Source organism: Mesorhizobium sp. BR1-1-3 (assembly GCF_020165455.1).
Classification (GTDB): Bacteria; Pseudomonadota; Alphaproteobacteria; order Rhizobiales; family Rhizobiaceae; genus Mesorhizobium; species Mesorhizobium ciceri.
Map to the genome: position 1 here is coordinate 252,848 of NZ_JAIUIC010000003.1, position 15,849 is coordinate 268,696.

Sequence of the window (15,849 nt, forward strand, 5' to 3'; positions counted from 1 at the left end):
GCTGGCGGTAACGGAAGGGAGAAAAAGAATGGCCGAACGGTCTTTTGCCAGGGAAGTCGAAAAACTCAGGCTCGGTGCCGGCGAGGAGTTTGCCGGCGAAGGCATTCTCGCCATCACCAAGGCGCTGCTGCAATGCGGCGTCGGCTATGTCGGCGGCTATCAGGGCGCGCCGATCAGTCACCTGATGGACGTGCTGGCCGACGCGCAGGACATTCTGGGCGAGCTCGGCGTGCATTTCGAAGCCAGCGCCTCGGAAGCCACTGCCACCGCCATGCTGGCGGCGTCAGTGCATTATCCCATTCGCGGTGCGGCGACCTTCAAGTCGACCGTCGGCACCAATGTTGCCTCCGACGCGCTCGCCAATCTCGCCTCCGGCGGCGTCACCGGCGGCGCGCTGATCATCGTCGGCGAAGACTATGGCGAGGGCTCCTCGATCATGCAGGAGCGCAGCCATGCCTTCGCCATGAAAAGCCAGGTGTGGCTGCTCGACCCGCGACCGAACCTGCCGTCGATCGTCAAGGCGGTGGAGGATGGTTTCGAGCTGTCGGAGATTTCCAACACGCCGGTCATGCTGCAGGTGCGCATCCGCTGCTGCCACGTGCATGGCCATTTCATCGCCAAGGACAACAAGCGGCCGCCGATGACGGTCGCCGATGCCCTCGACGCGCCGCGCCGCGACACCGACCGCATCGTGCTGCCGCCCGCCTCCTTCCTGCATGAGAAGGAGAAGGTGCAGAAACGCTGGCCGGCGGCGGTCGACTTCATCGCCAAGAACAAGATCAACGAGTTCTTCGGCTCGGACCATGGCTCGGTCGGCATCGTCATGCAGGGCGGCATGTACAATTCGGTCATCCGCGCGCTGCAGCGGCTCGGCCTTGCCGACATTTATGGCGACACCGACGTGCCGCTCTATGTGCTCAATGCCGTCTATCCCTTGATCGATGACGAGTTCCTGTCGTTCTGCGAGGGCAAGCAGTCGGTGCTGGTCGTCGAGGAAGGCCAGCCCAACTACATCGAACAGGCCTTTGCTTCGATGCTGCACAAGGCCGGTCGAGGCACCAGGCTGGTCGGCAAGGAGCATCTGCCGATGGCCGGCGAATACACCGGCCAGGTCATGCTCGACGGCATCGGCGCCTTCCTGCGCGCCGAGGCGCCGCATCTTTTGCCGGGCGAGGTGCGCGCGCCCAACAAGGTCGGCGACGGCGTTGATGCCGCCGACCTCATCAATGTCGTGCCGGGCCGTCCGCCGGGCTTCTGCATCGGCTGCCCGGAACGGCCGATCTTTGCCGCGACAAAACTGGTCGAGCAGGAGCTAGGCAAGCATCACATCGCCTCCGACATCGGCTGCCATCTGTTCTCGATCATGCCGCCTTTCGAGCTCGGCGCCACCACCATGGGCTACGGGCTGGGCCCGGCCTCCGCCTCGGCCTTCAATTCGCCTGATGCCAAGCGGCGGTCCATCTCCTTCGTCGGCGACGGCGGCTTCTGGCACAACGGCCTGACCTCCTCAATTGGCAACGCGGTGTTCAACAAGAACGACGGCGTCATCGTCATCGTCGATAATTTTTACTCGGCCGCCACCGGCGGCCAGGACATCCTCTCGTCCCGCGCCGGCAACAAGACCAAGTCGACGAAGCATCCGATCACCGAGGCGGTCAAAGGCATGGGCGTCAAATGGCTGCGCCATGTCGACCGCACCTATGACGTGACCAAGATGCAGGACACGCTGCGCGAGGCGCTGACGACGGAGGAGAAGGGGCCGAAAGTCATCGTCGCCTCGTCCGAATGCATGCTCAACCGCCAGCGCCGCGAAAAGCCGCTGGTCGACAAGGCGATCAAGGGCGGGACCCGTGTCGTGAAACCGAAGTTCGGCGTCGATGAGGACATCTGCACCGGTGACCATGCCTGCATGCGGCTGTCCGGCTGCCCATCGCTGTCGGTCAAGTCGCTCGACGATCCTTTGCGCGACGATCCGGTCGCGCATATCGACCAGAGTTGCGTCGGCTGCGGCAATTGCGGCGAGGTCGCCGATGCGGCGGTGCTCTGCCCGTCCTTCTATCGCGCCGACGTCGTCCACAATCCAAGCCGCTGGGATCGCTTCCTGGAAGCCGCACGCCGCGCCACCATCAGCCTGTTGCAGCGTCGCCGCGAAAGCCGGCGCCTGACTTTCGCCGATGCTTGACGCCGTCCCCCCACTTCGCGCCCACGCCGGCGCTCAAGATGGTGAGCGTGTCATCAAGCTCGCCGTGCTGGCGGTCGGCGGCCAGGGCGGCGGCGTGCTCGCCGACTGGATTACGGATGTCGCCGAGCGCAACGGCTATGTCGCGCAGTCGACCTCGGTCGCCGGCGTCGCCCAGCGTACCGGCGCCACCATCTACTATGTCGAGATGGCCCGCGACACCGGCCGGCTGCCGGTCTTTGCGCTGTCGCCCTCGCAAGGCGACGTCGACATACTGATCGCGGCGGAGTTGATGGAAGCCGGCCGCGCCATCATTCGCGGCTTCGTCACGCCCGAGCGCACCACGCTGATCGCCTCGTCGCACCGCATCGCCGCCGTGTCGGAAAAGATCGAACCGGGCGACGGCCGGGCTTCGTCCTCCAAGGTGCATGCAACGGCGGAAGCCGCATCGAAGCGCTTCATCGCTTTCGACATGGAAAAGATCGCCGCCGACAATGGCTCGATGATCTCGGCCAGCTTGCTTGGCGCGCTGGCAGGGTCCGGCGCCCTGCCGTTCACGCGCGAGAGCTACGAACAGGCGATCGGTGCCGGCGGCCGGGGCGTCAAGGCCAGCCTCGCCGCCTTCGGTGCCGCGTTTGACCGTGCGCGCGGCACGGCAGCACCGGCGCCAAAGCCGGCCGAGCCCGCGATCGTCGAATCTGCCCTGGGCGCCGGACAGGTGAGTGGCCCGCAAAACCTGCTGCAAGGCTGGCAGGCCTTGGCTGCCCGCATCGATCTGTTGCCGGTGGCCGTGCGCGACATGGCGCTTCGAGGCTTGAGAAAGGTCGTCGACTATCAGGACATCGCCTATGGGCGCGACTATCTCGACCGGTTGGACAAGGCCGTCGCGCTGGACGGGCCGATTCAGGGCTATGGCTTGTCCATCGCTGCCGCCAAGCATCTGGCCAACGCGCTGTGCTACGACGACATGATCCGCGTCGCCGATCTCAAGACACGTTCGACGCGCGACAAACGCGTGCGCCGCGAGGTCGGCGTCAAGGATGGCTCGATCCTGCAGGTCACCGAATATTTCCATCCGCGCATCGAGGAGTTCTGCGGCACGCTGCCGGCGGGTCTGGGCAGCTACATCGAGAACCGGCCGAAGCTCGCCGCCTTTCTCGACCGCCGCATCAACCATGGCCGCCGCATCCGCACCGACAGTTTTGCCGGCTTTGCAGCACTCTGGTTCATCGGTGGCCTGCGCCGCTGGCGCCGCAGCCTGCTGCGCCACAAGGTCGAGGTCGCGCATCTCGATGGCTGGTACGCGCTGGCGCTCGACCATGTGCCCCAGGATTACGCACTGGCCGTCGAAATCCTCAACTGCCGCCGGCTGATCAAGGGCTACAGCGACACCCATGTCCGGGCGCAGTCGAAATTCGACCGCGTGCTCTCGGCGCTCGACCTGGTCAAGGGCCGCACCGACGCCGCCGACTGGATCCGCCGCCTGCGCGAGATGGCGCTGAAGGACGAGAAGGGCGACATGCTGGATGGTGCGCTGAAGACCGTGGCGACGCTGGGGCCGGATACAATAGGCTGATTTAACGGGCATCTACCGATTGGAGCGGCGCCAGCCCATGCAGCGGCACCGCTTCGGCGAACAGATGCAGCAGCCCTGAATCGACGCGCCTACGCAGATGCGCATCGACCTCCGCCCGATCCTGACAACCATGAAACCTGCCGCCGCAACGGTCGCGCAGGCGCACGAGATCGGCCATGACAGGCGACATCGGCAGGCCGGCGGCGTCGAGCAGGCTTGCGCTGAGGAAGCCGACGTCGAGCGGGGCCAGGTCAGGCATCGGATGGCGCAAAGGATGGTTGAAGGTGGTGAGCGTGTAGAAAGTGCGATAGGCAAGCGAGCCAGGGGTCGCCAAGGCGTCGTCCCCGGCGATCGCCTCGACGAACGGCTTGGTCGCCGACGACTGGTGATCGCCGAATTCGAGCACCACGGCGCCGCGTTCACCGGCATCCGCTTGCCTCTTGTCGAGGAAATCCTGGAAATCGCCGCGCGCTACCGCCATCCGGCGCAGATACTCATTGGCCTGGAAATCGCCCGAGAAAGGCTCGCCCTCGACCTTCAGCCCGGGCTCCATCCGCCCCTCATAGGGTGAGTGCGGAAACATGGTCTGGATTTCGAGGAACAGCGGCCGGCCGTCTTCCCTATGGTGCCTGGCGATGAATGCCTCGGCCGCCTGGTAATAAAAGTTGTCGCGCAGGTGATAGAAGGGCGCGGCGATGTCCTTGATGTCGAGCACGGTCTCGAAACCGATCGATTTCAGGAACGGCCCTTCATTGACGAACGAAAAGTCCATCGGCGTCATCACGACAGTCCGATATCCGCAGCGCGCCAGCACCTCCGGCAAGGCTCCGGCGACCTTGTCCTGCAGGGTGATGGTCAGATAGGGGCTTCGCCAGCCGAAATCGGTGGCCGACAGGCCGGTCATCAGCGACAGATTGGTGATCCAGGTGCCGCCGCCAAACGTCTCGACCTGCATCTGGTGCGGCGTGCCGGCCCCCGGTGCGAATCTCTGCAGGAATCCCGCGCCGTTGCCGACCTGCGGAAAATAGCCGGGATCGGACTGGCTTTCGCTGAGCACGAAAAAGACGTCGGGAAGATCAGCCCGGTCGCCGCAATCGACCGTGTCGGCAAAAGGCGGCTGCGGCGCCACGGCTTGCAGCCGCTTTTCGAAGCCCGATTCTACAACGAGGTTGTGCAAATCCAGCAGCGAGACGAAGAAGGCCGACATGTGCCGGCCCTGCATGTAGTAGAAATAGCGGTCCTTCGAGGCCTCGGCCGGAAAGGTCAGCGGCACCAGAACGACGAGCGCCGCCATGACCAGGACGCGTGCCGACACCGGCCAGCCGATTTTCCGATCGATCCGGAACAGAAGCACCGCCGCCCCGATGCCGAGCCCTAGGGCAATGACGACCGGCGCGATCAGATGGAGGTAGGAGCCGAGCAGGAAACGATACACTTCCGGGTCCCTCGACACGAAGACCGTGTCGTAGAAGTGCAGCGAAAATCCTTTCAGCCGGAACTTGATCGCCGAAACCACGGTGACGAAGGCAATGCCCATCCAGGCGAGGTAGACGGAAAAGGCAAGGCGCCCCGAAGCCAGGAACAGAAGTCCGGCAAGGGCAGCCACCAGCGCCAGCGAGAACGGCACCGACAGCCATTCGTGCTCGGCCCGTCCGGCGGCGAAGACGCCTGCAAGGCTGACCACGGCCAGCGTCAGCGGATGGCAGAGCACCCGTCCAAGACCTTGAAGCTGAACCACAGATTTTCCCACGAAGATGCCTGAGCATAGTTTCGGGAAATTCTTCGATTATTTGCGGGCTAAGAACAAATGTATAGTGGATTTAACCTTAACTCGGCTGGTCGGGATTGTCCGGTGTGCGCCAGCGCTGAGGGGGGCCAGGCGCCTGGCCCCCGCCACGCTTCGATCATTAGCGGTGCCAGTGGCGCCAGTGATGATGCGGATGCCAGACGTAGGCCGGACCGCGCCAATAGTGGTAGCGCGGGCGCACGACGACGACGCCGTTCGGCACGCAGCGGCCCCATCGGTTCGGGTGCCAGCCGATGCCGCAACCCCAACGGACATGCTCGACCAGGGCGGCCGGCTGAGCGACGGACACGATGGGCATTGCGCTGGACGCGGAGGCGGTCACGACAGTTCCACTGACCGCCAGGATGGCGGCTGCTGCATAGTTTTTCAGGCGACTCATAATTGGACTCCGAGTGCTTTCGAGTTTGAAGATGGCCGCCCCGCACGGTGCGATCGGGCAGGCTTGTCTCTTCCCTTCGTTAAACGGCGTCTCGAGCATTTTCCGTCGGTCGTCATGGCGATTTTTTTGGCGCAACGGTGGCGCGGCGTTCCATATGGCGCAGCAACGCCTGTGCCAGCACGCTCCGGTTTTCAGGCGATGTGCTCGCCGCGAAATCGACAATGGCCTGTTCAAGCCGGCTGCGCACCGTCACATCGGCATTGCGTGCCCGTTCCAGGGCGGCGGACAAGGCGGCCTTGTCCATGACAGGCTGCTGCAACAGGTCCGCTGCCTCCTGCCTCGCCTGCTGGCCATCGAGAATGATCTGACGGGACTGCACGCGAACCTGGCGCAGCGCCTCGCGGAACGCCTTGCGGTCCTGGTTGGCAAGCTGTCGGCCAGCCGATTCCAGCGAGACAGCCGCGCCCGCTTTGGCATTTCTCAGCCAGACCGCGCCGCCGACGAATGCGCCCGCAAGAAAGACGTTCAGCACCACGGAAGTAATGACCAGACCACGGATCCAGCGCGGGCTCATAGGTTTTCCTCACCGTTCTCGGCATCCGGGCCGGCATAGCCAAACGCCGTTACATCGGTATCCAGCACATAATGGTCCGGCTGGACCTCCGGCGTGACGATGGTCACCAGGGCCAGTCCTGCCACGGCACCGGCCAGACCAATGCCTGCAAGTCCAAGTCCCAGCCACCAGAACCACTGACGCCGGCGCTGGACGATGTGCCGGCCGGCAGCCTGCAGAATGCTGCTGTGCAGTGCCTTGTCCGGGGCGTCGACGCGGTAGCTGTCGAGCAGCGCGTCAAGTGTCCCGGCCTGCCTCAAGATGGCCTCGCCCGCGTCGCTTGCGGCAAAGACCGTGCCGGCCATTCGCTCGGCCTCGGGCCATCGCCGCAAGTCGCCGCCATAGGCCTGCGCCAAGGCGGCAAAGCGCTTGGCATCCATTGCGGGTTCGTTCCTGGACCCTTCAGCCATGTGTCTCCCCCTTGCCCGTCGGCGCCGAGCGCCAGGCGGCACCAGCAAGGCGCAATGGCCGTGCTGCGTTGCTGCTTGCCCGGCGTTTACTCATCGGCGCCATCCTCCGCCAGGATCGCTTGCAGCGACCGCCGGCCGCGCGCGAGCAGGCTTTCCAGGGCATCGACGCTGATCTGCAGTGTCGCTGCCGCCTCGATATTGGACATCCCCTGATAGTAGACCAGAACGATCGCTTCGCGCTGGCGCGGCGCTATGGCTTGCAGCGCCCGTTCGACCCGATGGGCTTCTTCCTCGGAATGAGCATCGGGAAGCGGCGCAGGATCGGCGACGTCCGGCAGGTCGCCGGTCACCCACTCGCGCCTGCGACGCAGCCGGTCGTAGCAAAGGTTGAGCGTCACCCGGTGGATCCAGCTGTCGAAGCGCGCATTGCCGCGCCGCCAGTTCGCGGCATGGCGCCAGATCCGCACGAAGGTTTCCTGCGCGACATCCTCGGCCTCCGCCGCATCGCCGAGCATGCGCACGGCAAGCGCCAGGATACGCGGCAGCTTGCGCGCGACGAGCGTTTGCACGGCTGCCGGCTCGCCGGCGCCGACACGGCGAACCAGCTCCTCGTCCGGATCCGCAGCCATCAGTCGGCGCACTCCCGATCTTCATCGCGCGTCATTGCCTCTTGGTCATTGCTCTTGCTTGGGAGCGGTTTTGTGGCCCGGCAATTCGTCGGCTGTCAGAATGCCATCGGCATTCTTGTCCAGCCGGGCGAAGCGCTTGGCGAAGAAGGCATCGAGTTCGGCGCGATCGATGAAGCCGTCATGGTTGGAATCGATCCGCGCGAAGGATCTGGAGGCGTCGCCCTTGACGTTGCGCTTCGCCTGAAAGGCCTCCCATTCCAGCAGGCTGATCTTGCCGTCGCCATCCGTGTCGGCCGCCATGATCGCCTTTTCGCGCCGCTTCTGGAATTTGGCCAGCGTGATGTCGGACCTGCTCCCCGACGCGCCTGGCGCGGCAAGTGGCGCGGCGGTCTGCGGTGCAGGCGGGGTCGTTGCCTGGGCAAGAGCCGCAACGGTCTGCAAACTCAAGGCAACGACTAATATCGAACGGCTGATCATGTTGTGCGTCTCCAGCTTGGCGCGACGCAGACGGCTTGTGCCGTCATCGCGCTTCAACCGTTAAACGCCGCGACCCGGAAAATCCGTCGGTCGCGCGTGCTGATCCGTTCGTGCTCGGGTGCGCATCCCGTCGATCGGGATGGAAGGAGCTCTAGTCCGACTGGTCGGCCGCAATCAGTTGTTCGGGCTTGAACCCGGCATGCTGCGGGGTCCACACCTCGCCCTCGCGATTGAACCAGTGGCACAGATACATGCCCGAGGCTGCGCCATCGCTGACCGTCATCCTGGGGCCTCCGGATTTCAGCTTGACGACGTCTCCGGTCTTGAAATTGTTCGGCATTTTTTGACCTCCCATGCTGAGGCCATGAGTTTCACACCAAACCGGGGTCACGACAATGGCAGATCTGCCAGGCCGGCGCCGCAATCCTTTGCACCAGATGCGGAGGGGTAGACGACGAAAAGGAGGGGGGATGGTGCCGCTTGCGTGACTCGAACACGCGACCCCCGCATTACGAATGCGGTGCTCTACCAACTGAGCTAAAGCGGCCCGGGAAGCCAACGCCTCCAAGATGCGGCGGTGATAGACGCAACCGGGCGCGAATTCAAGATGCGACTTGGCAATTCCTGCGGCGGCGTCGTGGCACCCTCGAAAGCCGGCCGCCGCCTTGTCCGCCAATCAATCGTCAAGGGGATGCGGCGCACGGTGCGTGCGCTCCACGCGCGTGAAGATCGGTGAAACATGCTGATTTTGTTGCCGGAACAGCGCCGGAATGGACTTTGCATACCTCTGCGAGGCAGAATGCGCCGCTCGCCCGTTGATTGATTGGTCGCCTGCGGCTAACGATCACGGCAAGGTTGGCAAAGACAGAGGGACCCGCTTGGACGCGATCGAAAAAGCGATCCGGAACGCCTTGGAGAAAGGCAATGCCGAGGACCGCGCGTTCCGCGAGAGGGTCTATCGCTCGGCTTTTGCCGCGCTTGATCGCGCGCTCCAGGCCAATCCCGGTGTGACCGTTGAGGTCGCCATCAAGCGCCGCAAGGCAATCCAGGCGAAAATCACCGAAATCGAATCCGAGTTCCTGCCGGCGGTGCCGGATGTCGGCCCGCAGGGCGATGCACCGGCGGTCGAACTCGGAGCGGACTCGGCGCCCGCGGTCGAAACCGGCCGACAGGCATCATCCCCCGATGTCGTCGTCGACGGCCCCGTGCAATCCGCTGCCGATGCGCCGCGCTCGCGCGTCCTGCCCGTCGTTCCCGACATCATGCCGGACGCCACGCTTCCCGATGCTCCGGCCATCGACATGTCGGTTCCGGCCTCGGCCGGTGCGACCACGGAAGTGGCGCCCGACCGCGATGAACGACGCATAAGAGGGCGTCGCCTGCCGCTGACCGCCATCTTCCTGACCGTGACACTGCTGGCAGCAGTTGGCATCGGCCTGTTCTTTGCCGTGCAGACCGGCGTGTTCAAGACGTCGGCCCAACTCGACACCGCACCACCTGAAGCGCCGCCGACCGTCGAGGACGACGATTTCACACCGGCCGACGGCGGTCCGGCAAAACCCGGCGCCGCCGACCAGTCGCGCGACTGGATCAATGTGTTTTCGCCGGCCGATGCATCGCATGTCAGTGCGCCATCGGACGCCAGGGCCGAGGTGATGAAGGACGATACCGGTTCGTTCCTGCGCATCCGTTCCGGCGCGTCCGGTTCGGCGATCAGCTTCGACGTCGGACAAGGCGTGCTGGAGAAACTGGCCGGCAAACATGCCGTGTTCGACATCATTGCCCGCTCCGAAGAAGGCAAGGAGACGCAGATTTCGGTCGACTGCAATTTCGGCGAACTCGGCGACTGCGGCCGCAAGCGCTATGCGGTCGGCCAGCAGCAGAACGAATATCTGTTCGACGTGCAGTTTCCCGACAAGCATCCGGGCTCGGCCGGCACCATTGCCATCAATTCCGACTTCGACAAGCAGGGCAAGGCCGCCGACATCTACGAAATCCGCGTTTCGATCGAGCCGTAAGGGCATCTGCGCAGGAAGCAACTTAGCCTTCGCTCACCTCCGTATGAGATCGAGCGCATGTTTTCTGGCTTCGCGTTTCATTCGCTGCCGCTCAATCGGTGGCAGCATCTCGACGAAGTCAGAAATGGTTTCGGATGGTGTGCCCACGAATTGGGACACCCGCATACAAAACTCTGCCATATCGGTATATTTTTTTGCCTTCTCGCGATCAAACTCGCTTGGCTTGGATAATATTTCGAGATCATTGGAGATATCAACATAAACAGATGAAAGTCTATCTCTTTCTTGCTCCGCGATTGCGTTCTTATTTTGTTTAATTATATTATCGTCTTTTAAATCAAGGACCCCGAGTATTGACCTGGCAACTGCTTCAGGGTCATTACGATAGAAATAGTGAGAAATATATTTTGAAAATGTGCGAGTGGATTTAGCGAGATCGTCGTCGCCTTGCTGCATCTCGCTTGCGACATGGACCATGTATACGACTGATAATTGCCCAGCAAGGAACCATGGTGCTCTCGAAACTGCATGTTTATTCAAGTGTTGAAATCGCTTCCGAAAAACCTCTTCCGGAAGGTGTGACCGACAGAATAGTATGAGGTATTTTGCACTCTCTTCTATGCTGAGAATTGATACGTGAACTGATAGGGCGTATTTTTTCGTTCTACACAGCGACTTCGCGTTCTTTGTTAACTGTTGAATATTCTCTAGAATTTCAGCGAGTGGGCTACCAGAATTCGTTGTCATCCGCCCCCCTTTAAGACGCACTCTCACCACGCCAGTGTATGAAAGCGATCTTTGAGCCGCTACGGAAAAGTTTGAAACGGGTTTCCGTGTGTAAATTTGTCAAAACAATCACTCAGCGGTCGAGCAGCGCCTGCAGCGTTTCGATGCGGTCGGCCTCGTTGGCCGGCTTGTCCCAGCGCAATCGCGAAATGCGGGGAAAGCGCATGGCGACGCCGGATTTGTGCCGGGTCGAGCGGTTCAGTCCTTCGAAGGCGACTTCCAGCACCAGGCCGTTGTCGCGGTCGGCCCGCACCGAGCGCACCGGCCCGAAACGCTCGATCGTGTTGTCGCGGACATATTTGTCGATCTGCTTCAGTTCCTCGTCGGTGAAGCCGAAATAGGCCTTGCCGACCGGTACCAGTTCTTCTTCGCCTTCGGCACCTGCCCAGACACCGAACGTATAGTCGGAATAGAAGCTCGACCGCTTGCCGTGGCCGCGCTGCGCATACATCAGCACCGCGTCCACTGTGTGCGGATCGCGTTTCCACTTGAACCACGGACCTTTCGGCCGGCCGGCGACATAGGCTGAGTCCCAGCGCTTCAGCATGACGCCTTCGATGATCGGATGCGGCGGCGCCCGGCGCAGTTCCTCCAGCGTTTGCCAGTCCGTGAAGTCGACGAATGGCGACAGATCGAAACGGCTCGGGTCGAGTGTCGCGACAAAGCTTTCCAGCCGGCCGCGCCGTTCGCGAAACGGCAGCGCGCGCAAATCCTCGCCGCCGACCTGGAGCAGATCGTAGCAGCGCATGAAGGCCGGGTATTGCTGCTGCATCTTCGGTGCCACCGTCTTGCGATTCAGCCGTTGCTGCAGATCGGAGAAGGTTCCCGTCGCCTCCCGGGGATCGCCGACAAGCAGTTCGCCGTCCAGCGTTGCGGAAAAATGCATGGCCTCGGCGAGGTCCGGAAAGGCGCCCGAAACGTCATCGCCGGTGCGCGAATAGAGCCGGCGGATGCCGCCCTCCGCCACCGCCTGGACACGGATGCCGTCCCATTTCCATTCGGCGGCATAATCCGCCGGATCGAGCTTTTCGAGATCGCCGTCGCCGACCGGGTTCGACAGCATCACCGGGCGAAACAATGCCAACGCCGTGTTCCTGGGCTTTTCGGCCTTGCCTTCCAGCCAGGCGAACAACGCTGTGTAAGGCGGTGACAGCCCGTGCCAGAGCTCCTCGATCTCCGCGACCTCGACCTTGCCGAAATCCGCCAGCGCCTGTTTGGCCAGACGCGCCGACACGCCGATGCGCAGGCCGCCGGTGACCAGCTTGATGATGGCAAAGCGTGCCGAGATGCCGGCGCTGTCGAGCAGCCCTGCCAGCACCTTCGGTCCGTCGGAGCGGCTTGCCGCCTGCAGCTTGGCGACGACCTCGCCAAGCGTCGGCTCGCGGTTCGGGGTGTTTCCGGGCGTTTGCGGCCAGACCAGCGACACCGTTTCGGCGAGATCGCCGACATAGTCGTAGGAATAGCCGAACAGCACCGGATCCATGCGCTCGGTGACGAGCATGCGCAGCATCGCCGGCTTGACCGCGGCGATGTGGAGATCGCCAGTGATGGCAGCCAGCGCCAGGCCGCGATCGGGATCCTCGACGCTGCGGAAATAGTCGGTCAGCAAGGTCAGCTTGCCATTGCGCGACGGCGTCAGCACCAGGCGGTCGAGAAGTTCGGCGAAGCGGTTCATGGCTTCAATCGCCCTCGTCCTCGTAGCCCACCAGGTGCAGTGGCTTTGCCGCGATGCCTTCGAGTTCGCACCAGCGGACCAGCGCCTCCTCGCGGCCATGCGTCACCCAGACCTCTTCGGCTCCGGTCTCCTTGATGGTGGCGGTCAGCTCATCCCAGTCGGCATGGTCCGAGATGATCAGCGGCAGTTCGATGCCGCCCTGCTTGGCGCGCTGGCGGATGCGCATCCAGCCTGACGCAAAGCACGAGATCGGATCGGGAAACCGCCGCGCCCAGCGATCCGCGAAGGCCGAAGGCGGGCCGACGACGATGGCGCCGGCAAAATCATCCTTGCCGCCGCTTTCGACGGTCGCCGGTTCGAGGGTGCCGAGATCGATGCCTTGGCTCTGGTAGTACTCACTGAGTTTGGCCAGCGCGCCATGGATGTAGAGTGGCCTGTCGTAGCCGGCGTCGCGCAACAGCCGCATCACCCGTTGCGCCTTGCCCAGCGCATAGGCGCCGACCAGATGCGAGCGTTCAGGGAACTGCGCGGCCGATTTCAGCAGGCGGGCGATTTCTTCGGTGTCCGGGGGATGGCGAAACACCGGCAGGCCGAACGTCGCTTCGGTGATGAACACATCGCACTGGATCGGCTCGAATGGCGCGCAGGTCGCGTCCCTCTGCCGCTTGTAGTCGCCGGAAGCGACGATGCGCGTGCCCTGATGCTCGACCGCTATCTGCGCCGAGCCCAGCACATGGCCGGCCGGATGGAAGCTGACGCTGACGCCATCGAGGGCAATCGTCTCGCCGAGCCTTGCCGCTTGTGTTGTTCCAGCGAAATCCTCACCGTAGCGCAGCCCCATAATGTCGAGCGTCTGCTGCGTCGCCAGCACCGAGCGGTGGCCGGAACGCGCGTGGTCGGAATGGCCATGCGTGATCAGTGCCCTGTTGACCGGCCGCACCGGGTCGATGAAGAAATCGCCCGGCGGGCAATAGAGGCCCTCGGGCCGGGGATGAAGCAGAACACTGGTGCGCATGGTCTCCAAGATAGGATATAATTCCGCGGCGGGAAGCCTGTTGTAAGTCACTGCTGACTCCCGCATAGAGCACCGCCGGCTCGATCCGCCGGCAGGACCCATCGCCATGAAACCGCTTCAGGCCTCGTCAGGCGACTTGAACGCCGATCGTCGCGCCGACTATGCCGAGATGCTGCACGCTGATGGCGATCATGCGGCGGCGGCGGAATTGCTGCTCGGTGCGCTGGAAATGACGCCGCAATGGGCGATGGGCTGGTTTCGCCTCGGCGAGATGCAGCAGGCGGCGGGCGCGGCGGATCTGGCCGCGCAGGCGTGGACGATGTCGCTGCAACTCGATCCATCGGATCGTCAAGGCGCTGCACTGAACCTGCAATTGATCGGCAAGGCGCCGGCGGTCGATGCGCTCCCCAGCGCCTTCGTCGAGACCTTGTTCGACCATTATGCCGAGAGCTTCGACGAGTCCCTGGTCGGCAGGCTGGGTTACCGCCTGCCTGGGATGCTCGACCAGGCCATTCGAGCGGCAAGGCCGGGCCGCTTCGCGCTGGCGCTCGATCTCGGCTGCGGCACAGGCCTGATGGGGCAGAGGCTGCGGCCGATCGTCGACCGGCTGGAGGGGTATGACATTTCGGCCAAAATGCTGAGAAAGGCGCGGGCCAAGGGCGTCTACGATTTCCTCGACAAGGCTGATCTGCGGGATTTTCCCTATGCCGGTCCGAAAGCCGATCTGGTGACGGTGGCCGATGTTTTCATCTATGTCGGTGCGCTGGGCGGCGTGGTGAAGACGATTGCCGGCTTGCTGGCCACGGATGGCCTGTTCGCGTTTTCCGTCGAGACGCTGGCTGGCGATGGCGATTTCGCGCTGCTGCCGTCACGCCGCTATGCGCATGCGCAACGCTATGTGCTCGACGTGCTGGCCGCCAACGGGCTTTCGGTCCTGTCACTGGAACCAACCGCGATCCGGCAGGATCGCGGGGAACACGTCAACGGGTTGGTCGTTGTGGCCAGGGCTCCGAACTCAGCTGAACAAAAGACCTGACGACAGCCGGTCGGCGGTGTCGGCAGCTTTTCGTCGGGTGCGATAGGAATTTTTTCTTGACACCCTGCCCTCAGCTATGGTACATTTTCGCCCATGGTGCTGATTTGCGCCAGTGACCCGCCGCACAGGCGGGTTTTTCGTTTGATGCTCCGTCAGCCACGCGCCTGCGGAGGGGCAGCCTCGCCGCCTCGCAAACATTCCTGCTGTGAAAAAGTCCGATTTGCATGCGCGACTGATATTTGCGATCTGCTCGCGTCAGGGCGGGATATCAGGAGGAGCATAGCCGATGCGCTGGAACATGATGATCTTGGCCTCTTGCCTGCTGACCGCCGGCTGTGTCGGTGGCACTTCGATGTCGGAACAGCAGGATGCGAACATCCAGTCGTCCCTGCAATACGACAGCGTGCCGTGCGACCAGTTGCTGGCGCAGCGCAATGGCTTGGCGCAGCAGTACAACCTGCCGATCAAGGCCAAGCCGACCTTCTCCAATCCGGCGATGGGCTTCGGCCCGTTCACGCCGGACATGCGCTCCAAGGCCAAGCGCGATACCGACAAGGCGAGCGGTGAGATCGATGCCATGAACCGGTCGATCGACCGACGCGACTGCGGCCAGCCGGAGAAGCAGAAGAAGATCGCTCTGCCTGGCTAGAGGTCGGAGGCGGCTACGGGTCGAGAATCGCAGGCAACAAACCACCTTGCAGGGCACGATCGGATGCATCTCTCGGAGCTCGGGGACCGCATATGTATCTTGGGGCCGTCCAACAGTGGCAAGTCGACCCTCGCCGACGCGATTGCCCGCAAGCGTGATCTGGCGACTGTTCACCTCGATCAGCTCTTCCATCTCCCGAACACGGATTGGGAAGCGCGCCCAAGGGACGAATTCATTGCCTTGCACGACGCCGCAATCGCCGGAGAGCGTTGGGTGATGGATGGGAATTATTCGGTAGGTATGCCGCAACGTTTTCGGCGGGCGACGGGATTGATCCTGTTGGACATTTCCACACCCGCAAGTTTGTTGCGCTATTTTCGCCGGACGTTGTTGGAGCGGGAGAGGCGCGGTGCCTTGGAGGGCGGGCGCGACGGCGTCAAATGGGATATGATCCGCCATATCACTGTCGCCACGCCGAAAAATCGCAAACGCTACCTGGCTATGTTCGAGCAGATTGATCTGCCAAAGGTGCAGTTATCGTCACTGCGGGCAATCAAGAAGTGCTTCCGGGAGTGGGACCTGGCCCGATGAGGCCTTGTC

At 63.1% G+C, this 15,849-nt stretch carries 16 protein-coding genes and 1 tRNA gene; 6 read left to right on the forward strand and 11 right to left on the reverse strand.

Going from position 1 to position 15,849, the window contains the following annotated elements:
* Positions 1 to 28 precede the first annotated feature (28 nt).
* A complete protein-coding gene (locus LB559_RS08385) occupies positions 29 to 2,182 on the forward strand; it encodes an indolepyruvate ferredoxin oxidoreductase subunit alpha (RefSeq protein ID WP_224673762.1) in 2,154 nt (717 codons plus the stop codon).
* A complete protein-coding gene (locus LB559_RS08390) occupies positions 2,175 to 3,755 on the forward strand; it encodes an indolepyruvate oxidoreductase subunit beta family protein (protein WP_224673763.1) in 1,581 nt (526 codons plus the stop codon). The genes LB559_RS08385 and LB559_RS08390 overlap by 8 nt, the downstream gene beginning before the upstream one ends.
* Position 3,756: 1 nt before the next feature.
* Here the strand turns inward: LB559_RS08390 and LB559_RS08395 are convergent, their stop codons facing one another.
* From LB559_RS08395 to LB559_RS08430, 8 genes are all read right to left on the reverse strand, one after another.
* Positions 3,757 to 5,493 (reverse strand): sulfatase-like hydrolase/transferase, encoded by a 1,737-nt coding sequence (locus LB559_RS08395; protein WP_224673764.1) that lies wholly within the window; start codon positions 5,491 to 5,493, stop codon positions 3,757 to 3,759.
* A 169-nt stretch (positions 5,494 to 5,662) separates the two neighbouring features.
* The gene (locus tag LB559_RS08400) at positions 5,663 to 5,941 is read right to left on the reverse strand and encodes a GCG_CRPN prefix-to-repeats domain-containing protein (protein WP_224673765.1); all 279 of its coding nucleotides are present in this window, start codon (positions 5,939 to 5,941) and stop codon (positions 5,663 to 5,665) included.
* A 112-nt stretch (positions 5,942 to 6,053) separates the two neighbouring features.
* A complete protein-coding gene (locus tag LB559_RS08405; RefSeq protein ID WP_224673766.1) occupies positions 6,054 to 6,515 on the reverse strand; it encodes a periplasmic heavy metal sensor in 462 nt (153 codons plus the stop codon).
* The gene (locus tag LB559_RS08410) at positions 6,512 to 6,964 is read right to left on the reverse strand and encodes a hypothetical protein (RefSeq protein WP_224673767.1); all 453 of its coding nucleotides are present in this window, start codon (positions 6,962 to 6,964) and stop codon (positions 6,512 to 6,514) included. The genes LB559_RS08405 and LB559_RS08410 overlap by 4 nt, the downstream gene beginning before the upstream one ends.
* An 86-nt stretch (positions 6,965 to 7,050) precedes the next feature.
* Positions 7,051 to 7,593 carry an RNA polymerase sigma factor gene (locus LB559_RS08415; RefSeq protein ID WP_224673768.1) on the reverse strand — a complete coding sequence of 181 codons (543 nt, stop codon included), beginning with the start codon at positions 7,591 to 7,593 and terminating at the stop codon, positions 7,051 to 7,053.
* A gap of 45 nt (positions 7,594 to 7,638) precedes the next feature.
* Positions 7,639 to 8,070: an EF-hand domain-containing protein gene (locus LB559_RS08420; protein ID WP_224673769.1), complete on the reverse strand. Its 432-nt coding sequence runs from the start codon at positions 8,068 to 8,070 to the stop codon at positions 7,639 to 7,641.
* A gap of 151 nt (positions 8,071 to 8,221) precedes the next feature.
* Positions 8,222 to 8,410: a YodC family protein gene (locus tag LB559_RS08425; RefSeq protein WP_013527958.1), complete on the reverse strand. Its 189-nt coding sequence runs from the start codon at positions 8,408 to 8,410 to the stop codon at positions 8,222 to 8,224.
* 131 nt (positions 8,411 to 8,541) lie between these two features.
* Positions 8,542 to 8,617: transfer RNA gene (locus LB559_RS08430), tRNA-Thr, on the reverse strand.
* A 331-nt stretch (positions 8,618 to 8,948) separates the two neighbouring features.
* Here LB559_RS08430 and LB559_RS08435 point away from each other — a divergent pair.
* Positions 8,949 to 10,088 carry a hypothetical protein gene (locus tag LB559_RS08435; RefSeq protein WP_063169966.1) on the forward strand — a complete coding sequence of 380 codons (1,140 nt, stop codon included), beginning with the start codon at positions 8,949 to 8,951 and terminating at the stop codon, positions 10,086 to 10,088.
* A gap of 33 nt (positions 10,089 to 10,121) precedes the next feature.
* On the opposite strand, the gene LB559_RS08440 is transcribed toward LB559_RS08435, so the two are convergent.
* The 3 genes from LB559_RS08440 to LB559_RS08450 form a co-directional block, all read right to left on the reverse strand.
* On the reverse strand, positions 10,122 to 10,835 hold the full coding sequence (locus LB559_RS08440) for an AbiV family abortive infection protein (RefSeq protein ID WP_224673770.1): 714 nt from the start codon (positions 10,833 to 10,835) through the stop codon (positions 10,122 to 10,124).
* Positions 10,836 to 10,947: 112 nt separating this feature from the next.
* Complete coding sequence (locus tag LB559_RS08445) at positions 10,948 to 12,549, reverse strand: cisplatin damage response ATP-dependent DNA ligase (protein ID WP_224673771.1); 1,602 nt, start codon at positions 12,547 to 12,549, stop codon at positions 10,948 to 10,950.
* Positions 12,550 to 12,553: 4 nt separating this feature from the next.
* Positions 12,554 to 13,564: a ligase-associated DNA damage response exonuclease gene (locus LB559_RS08450; RefSeq protein ID WP_224673772.1), complete on the reverse strand. Its 1,011-nt coding sequence runs from the start codon at positions 13,562 to 13,564 to the stop codon at positions 12,554 to 12,556.
* Between the two features lie 106 nt (positions 13,565 to 13,670).
* On the opposite strand from LB559_RS08450, the gene LB559_RS08455 reads away from it, so the two are divergent.
* The 3 genes from LB559_RS08455 to LB559_RS08465 all read left to right on the forward strand — a co-directional run bounded on the left by LB559_RS08455 (position 13,671) and on the right by LB559_RS08465 (position 15,840).
* A complete protein-coding gene (locus tag LB559_RS08455) occupies positions 13,671 to 14,600 on the forward strand; it encodes a class I SAM-dependent DNA methyltransferase (protein WP_024503423.1) in 930 nt (309 codons plus the stop codon).
* 286 nt (positions 14,601 to 14,886) lie between these two features.
* Complete coding sequence (locus tag LB559_RS08460) at positions 14,887 to 15,249, forward strand: hypothetical protein (protein ID WP_027161791.1); 363 nt, start codon at positions 14,887 to 14,889, stop codon at positions 15,247 to 15,249.
* 63 nt (positions 15,250 to 15,312) lie between these two features.
* Complete coding sequence (locus LB559_RS08465; protein ID WP_224673773.1) at positions 15,313 to 15,840, forward strand: AAA family ATPase; 528 nt, start codon at positions 15,313 to 15,315, stop codon at positions 15,838 to 15,840.
* The last annotated feature ends 9 nt before the right edge of the window (positions 15,841 to 15,849 follow it).

Excerpts from the sequence above, each read along its gene's own strand:
- LB559_RS08415 (WP_224673768.1), bottom strand. The coding sequence starts at position 7,593 with ATGGCTGCGGATCCGGACGAGGAGCTGGTTCGCCGTGTCGGCGCCGGC.
- LB559_RS08420 (WP_224673769.1), bottom strand. The coding sequence starts at position 8,070 with ATGATCAGCCGTTCGATATTAGTCGTTGCCTTGAGTTTGCAGACCGTT.
- LB559_RS08400 (WP_224673765.1), bottom strand. The coding sequence starts at position 5,941 with ATGAGTCGCCTGAAAAACTATGCAGCAGCCGCCATCCTGGCGGTCAGT.
- LB559_RS08390 (WP_224673763.1), top strand. The coding sequence starts at position 2,175 with ATGCTTGACGCCGTCCCCCCACTTCGCGCCCACGCCGGCGCTCAAGAT.
- LB559_RS08465 (WP_224673773.1), top strand. The coding sequence starts at position 15,313 with ATGCATCTCTCGGAGCTCGGGGACCGCATATGTATCTTGGGGCCGTCC.
- LB559_RS08410 (WP_224673767.1), bottom strand. The coding sequence starts at position 6,964 with ATGGCTGAAGGGTCCAGGAACGAACCCGCAATGGATGCCAAGCGCTTT.
- LB559_RS08455 (WP_024503423.1), top strand. The coding sequence starts at position 13,671 with ATGAAACCGCTTCAGGCCTCGTCAGGCGACTTGAACGCCGATCGTCGC.
- LB559_RS08405 (WP_224673766.1), bottom strand. The coding sequence starts at position 6,515 with ATGAGCCCGCGCTGGATCCGTGGTCTGGTCATTACTTCCGTGGTGCTG.
- LB559_RS08440 (WP_224673770.1), bottom strand. The coding sequence starts at position 10,835 with ATGACAACGAATTCTGGTAGCCCACTCGCTGAAATTCTAGAGAATATT.
- LB559_RS08425 (WP_013527958.1), bottom strand. The coding sequence starts at position 8,410 with ATGCCGAACAATTTCAAGACCGGAGACGTCGTCAAGCTGAAATCCGGA.
- LB559_RS08450 (WP_224673772.1), bottom strand. The coding sequence starts at position 13,564 with ATGCGCACCAGTGTTCTGCTTCATCCCCGGCCCGAGGGCCTCTATTGC.
- LB559_RS08460 (WP_027161791.1), top strand. The coding sequence starts at position 14,887 with ATGCGCTGGAACATGATGATCTTGGCCTCTTGCCTGCTGACCGCCGGC.
- LB559_RS08445 (WP_224673771.1), bottom strand. The coding sequence starts at position 12,549 with ATGAACCGCTTCGCCGAACTTCTCGACCGCCTGGTGCTGACGCCGTCG.
- LB559_RS08385 (WP_224673762.1), top strand. The coding sequence starts at position 29 with ATGGCCGAACGGTCTTTTGCCAGGGAAGTCGAAAAACTCAGGCTCGGT.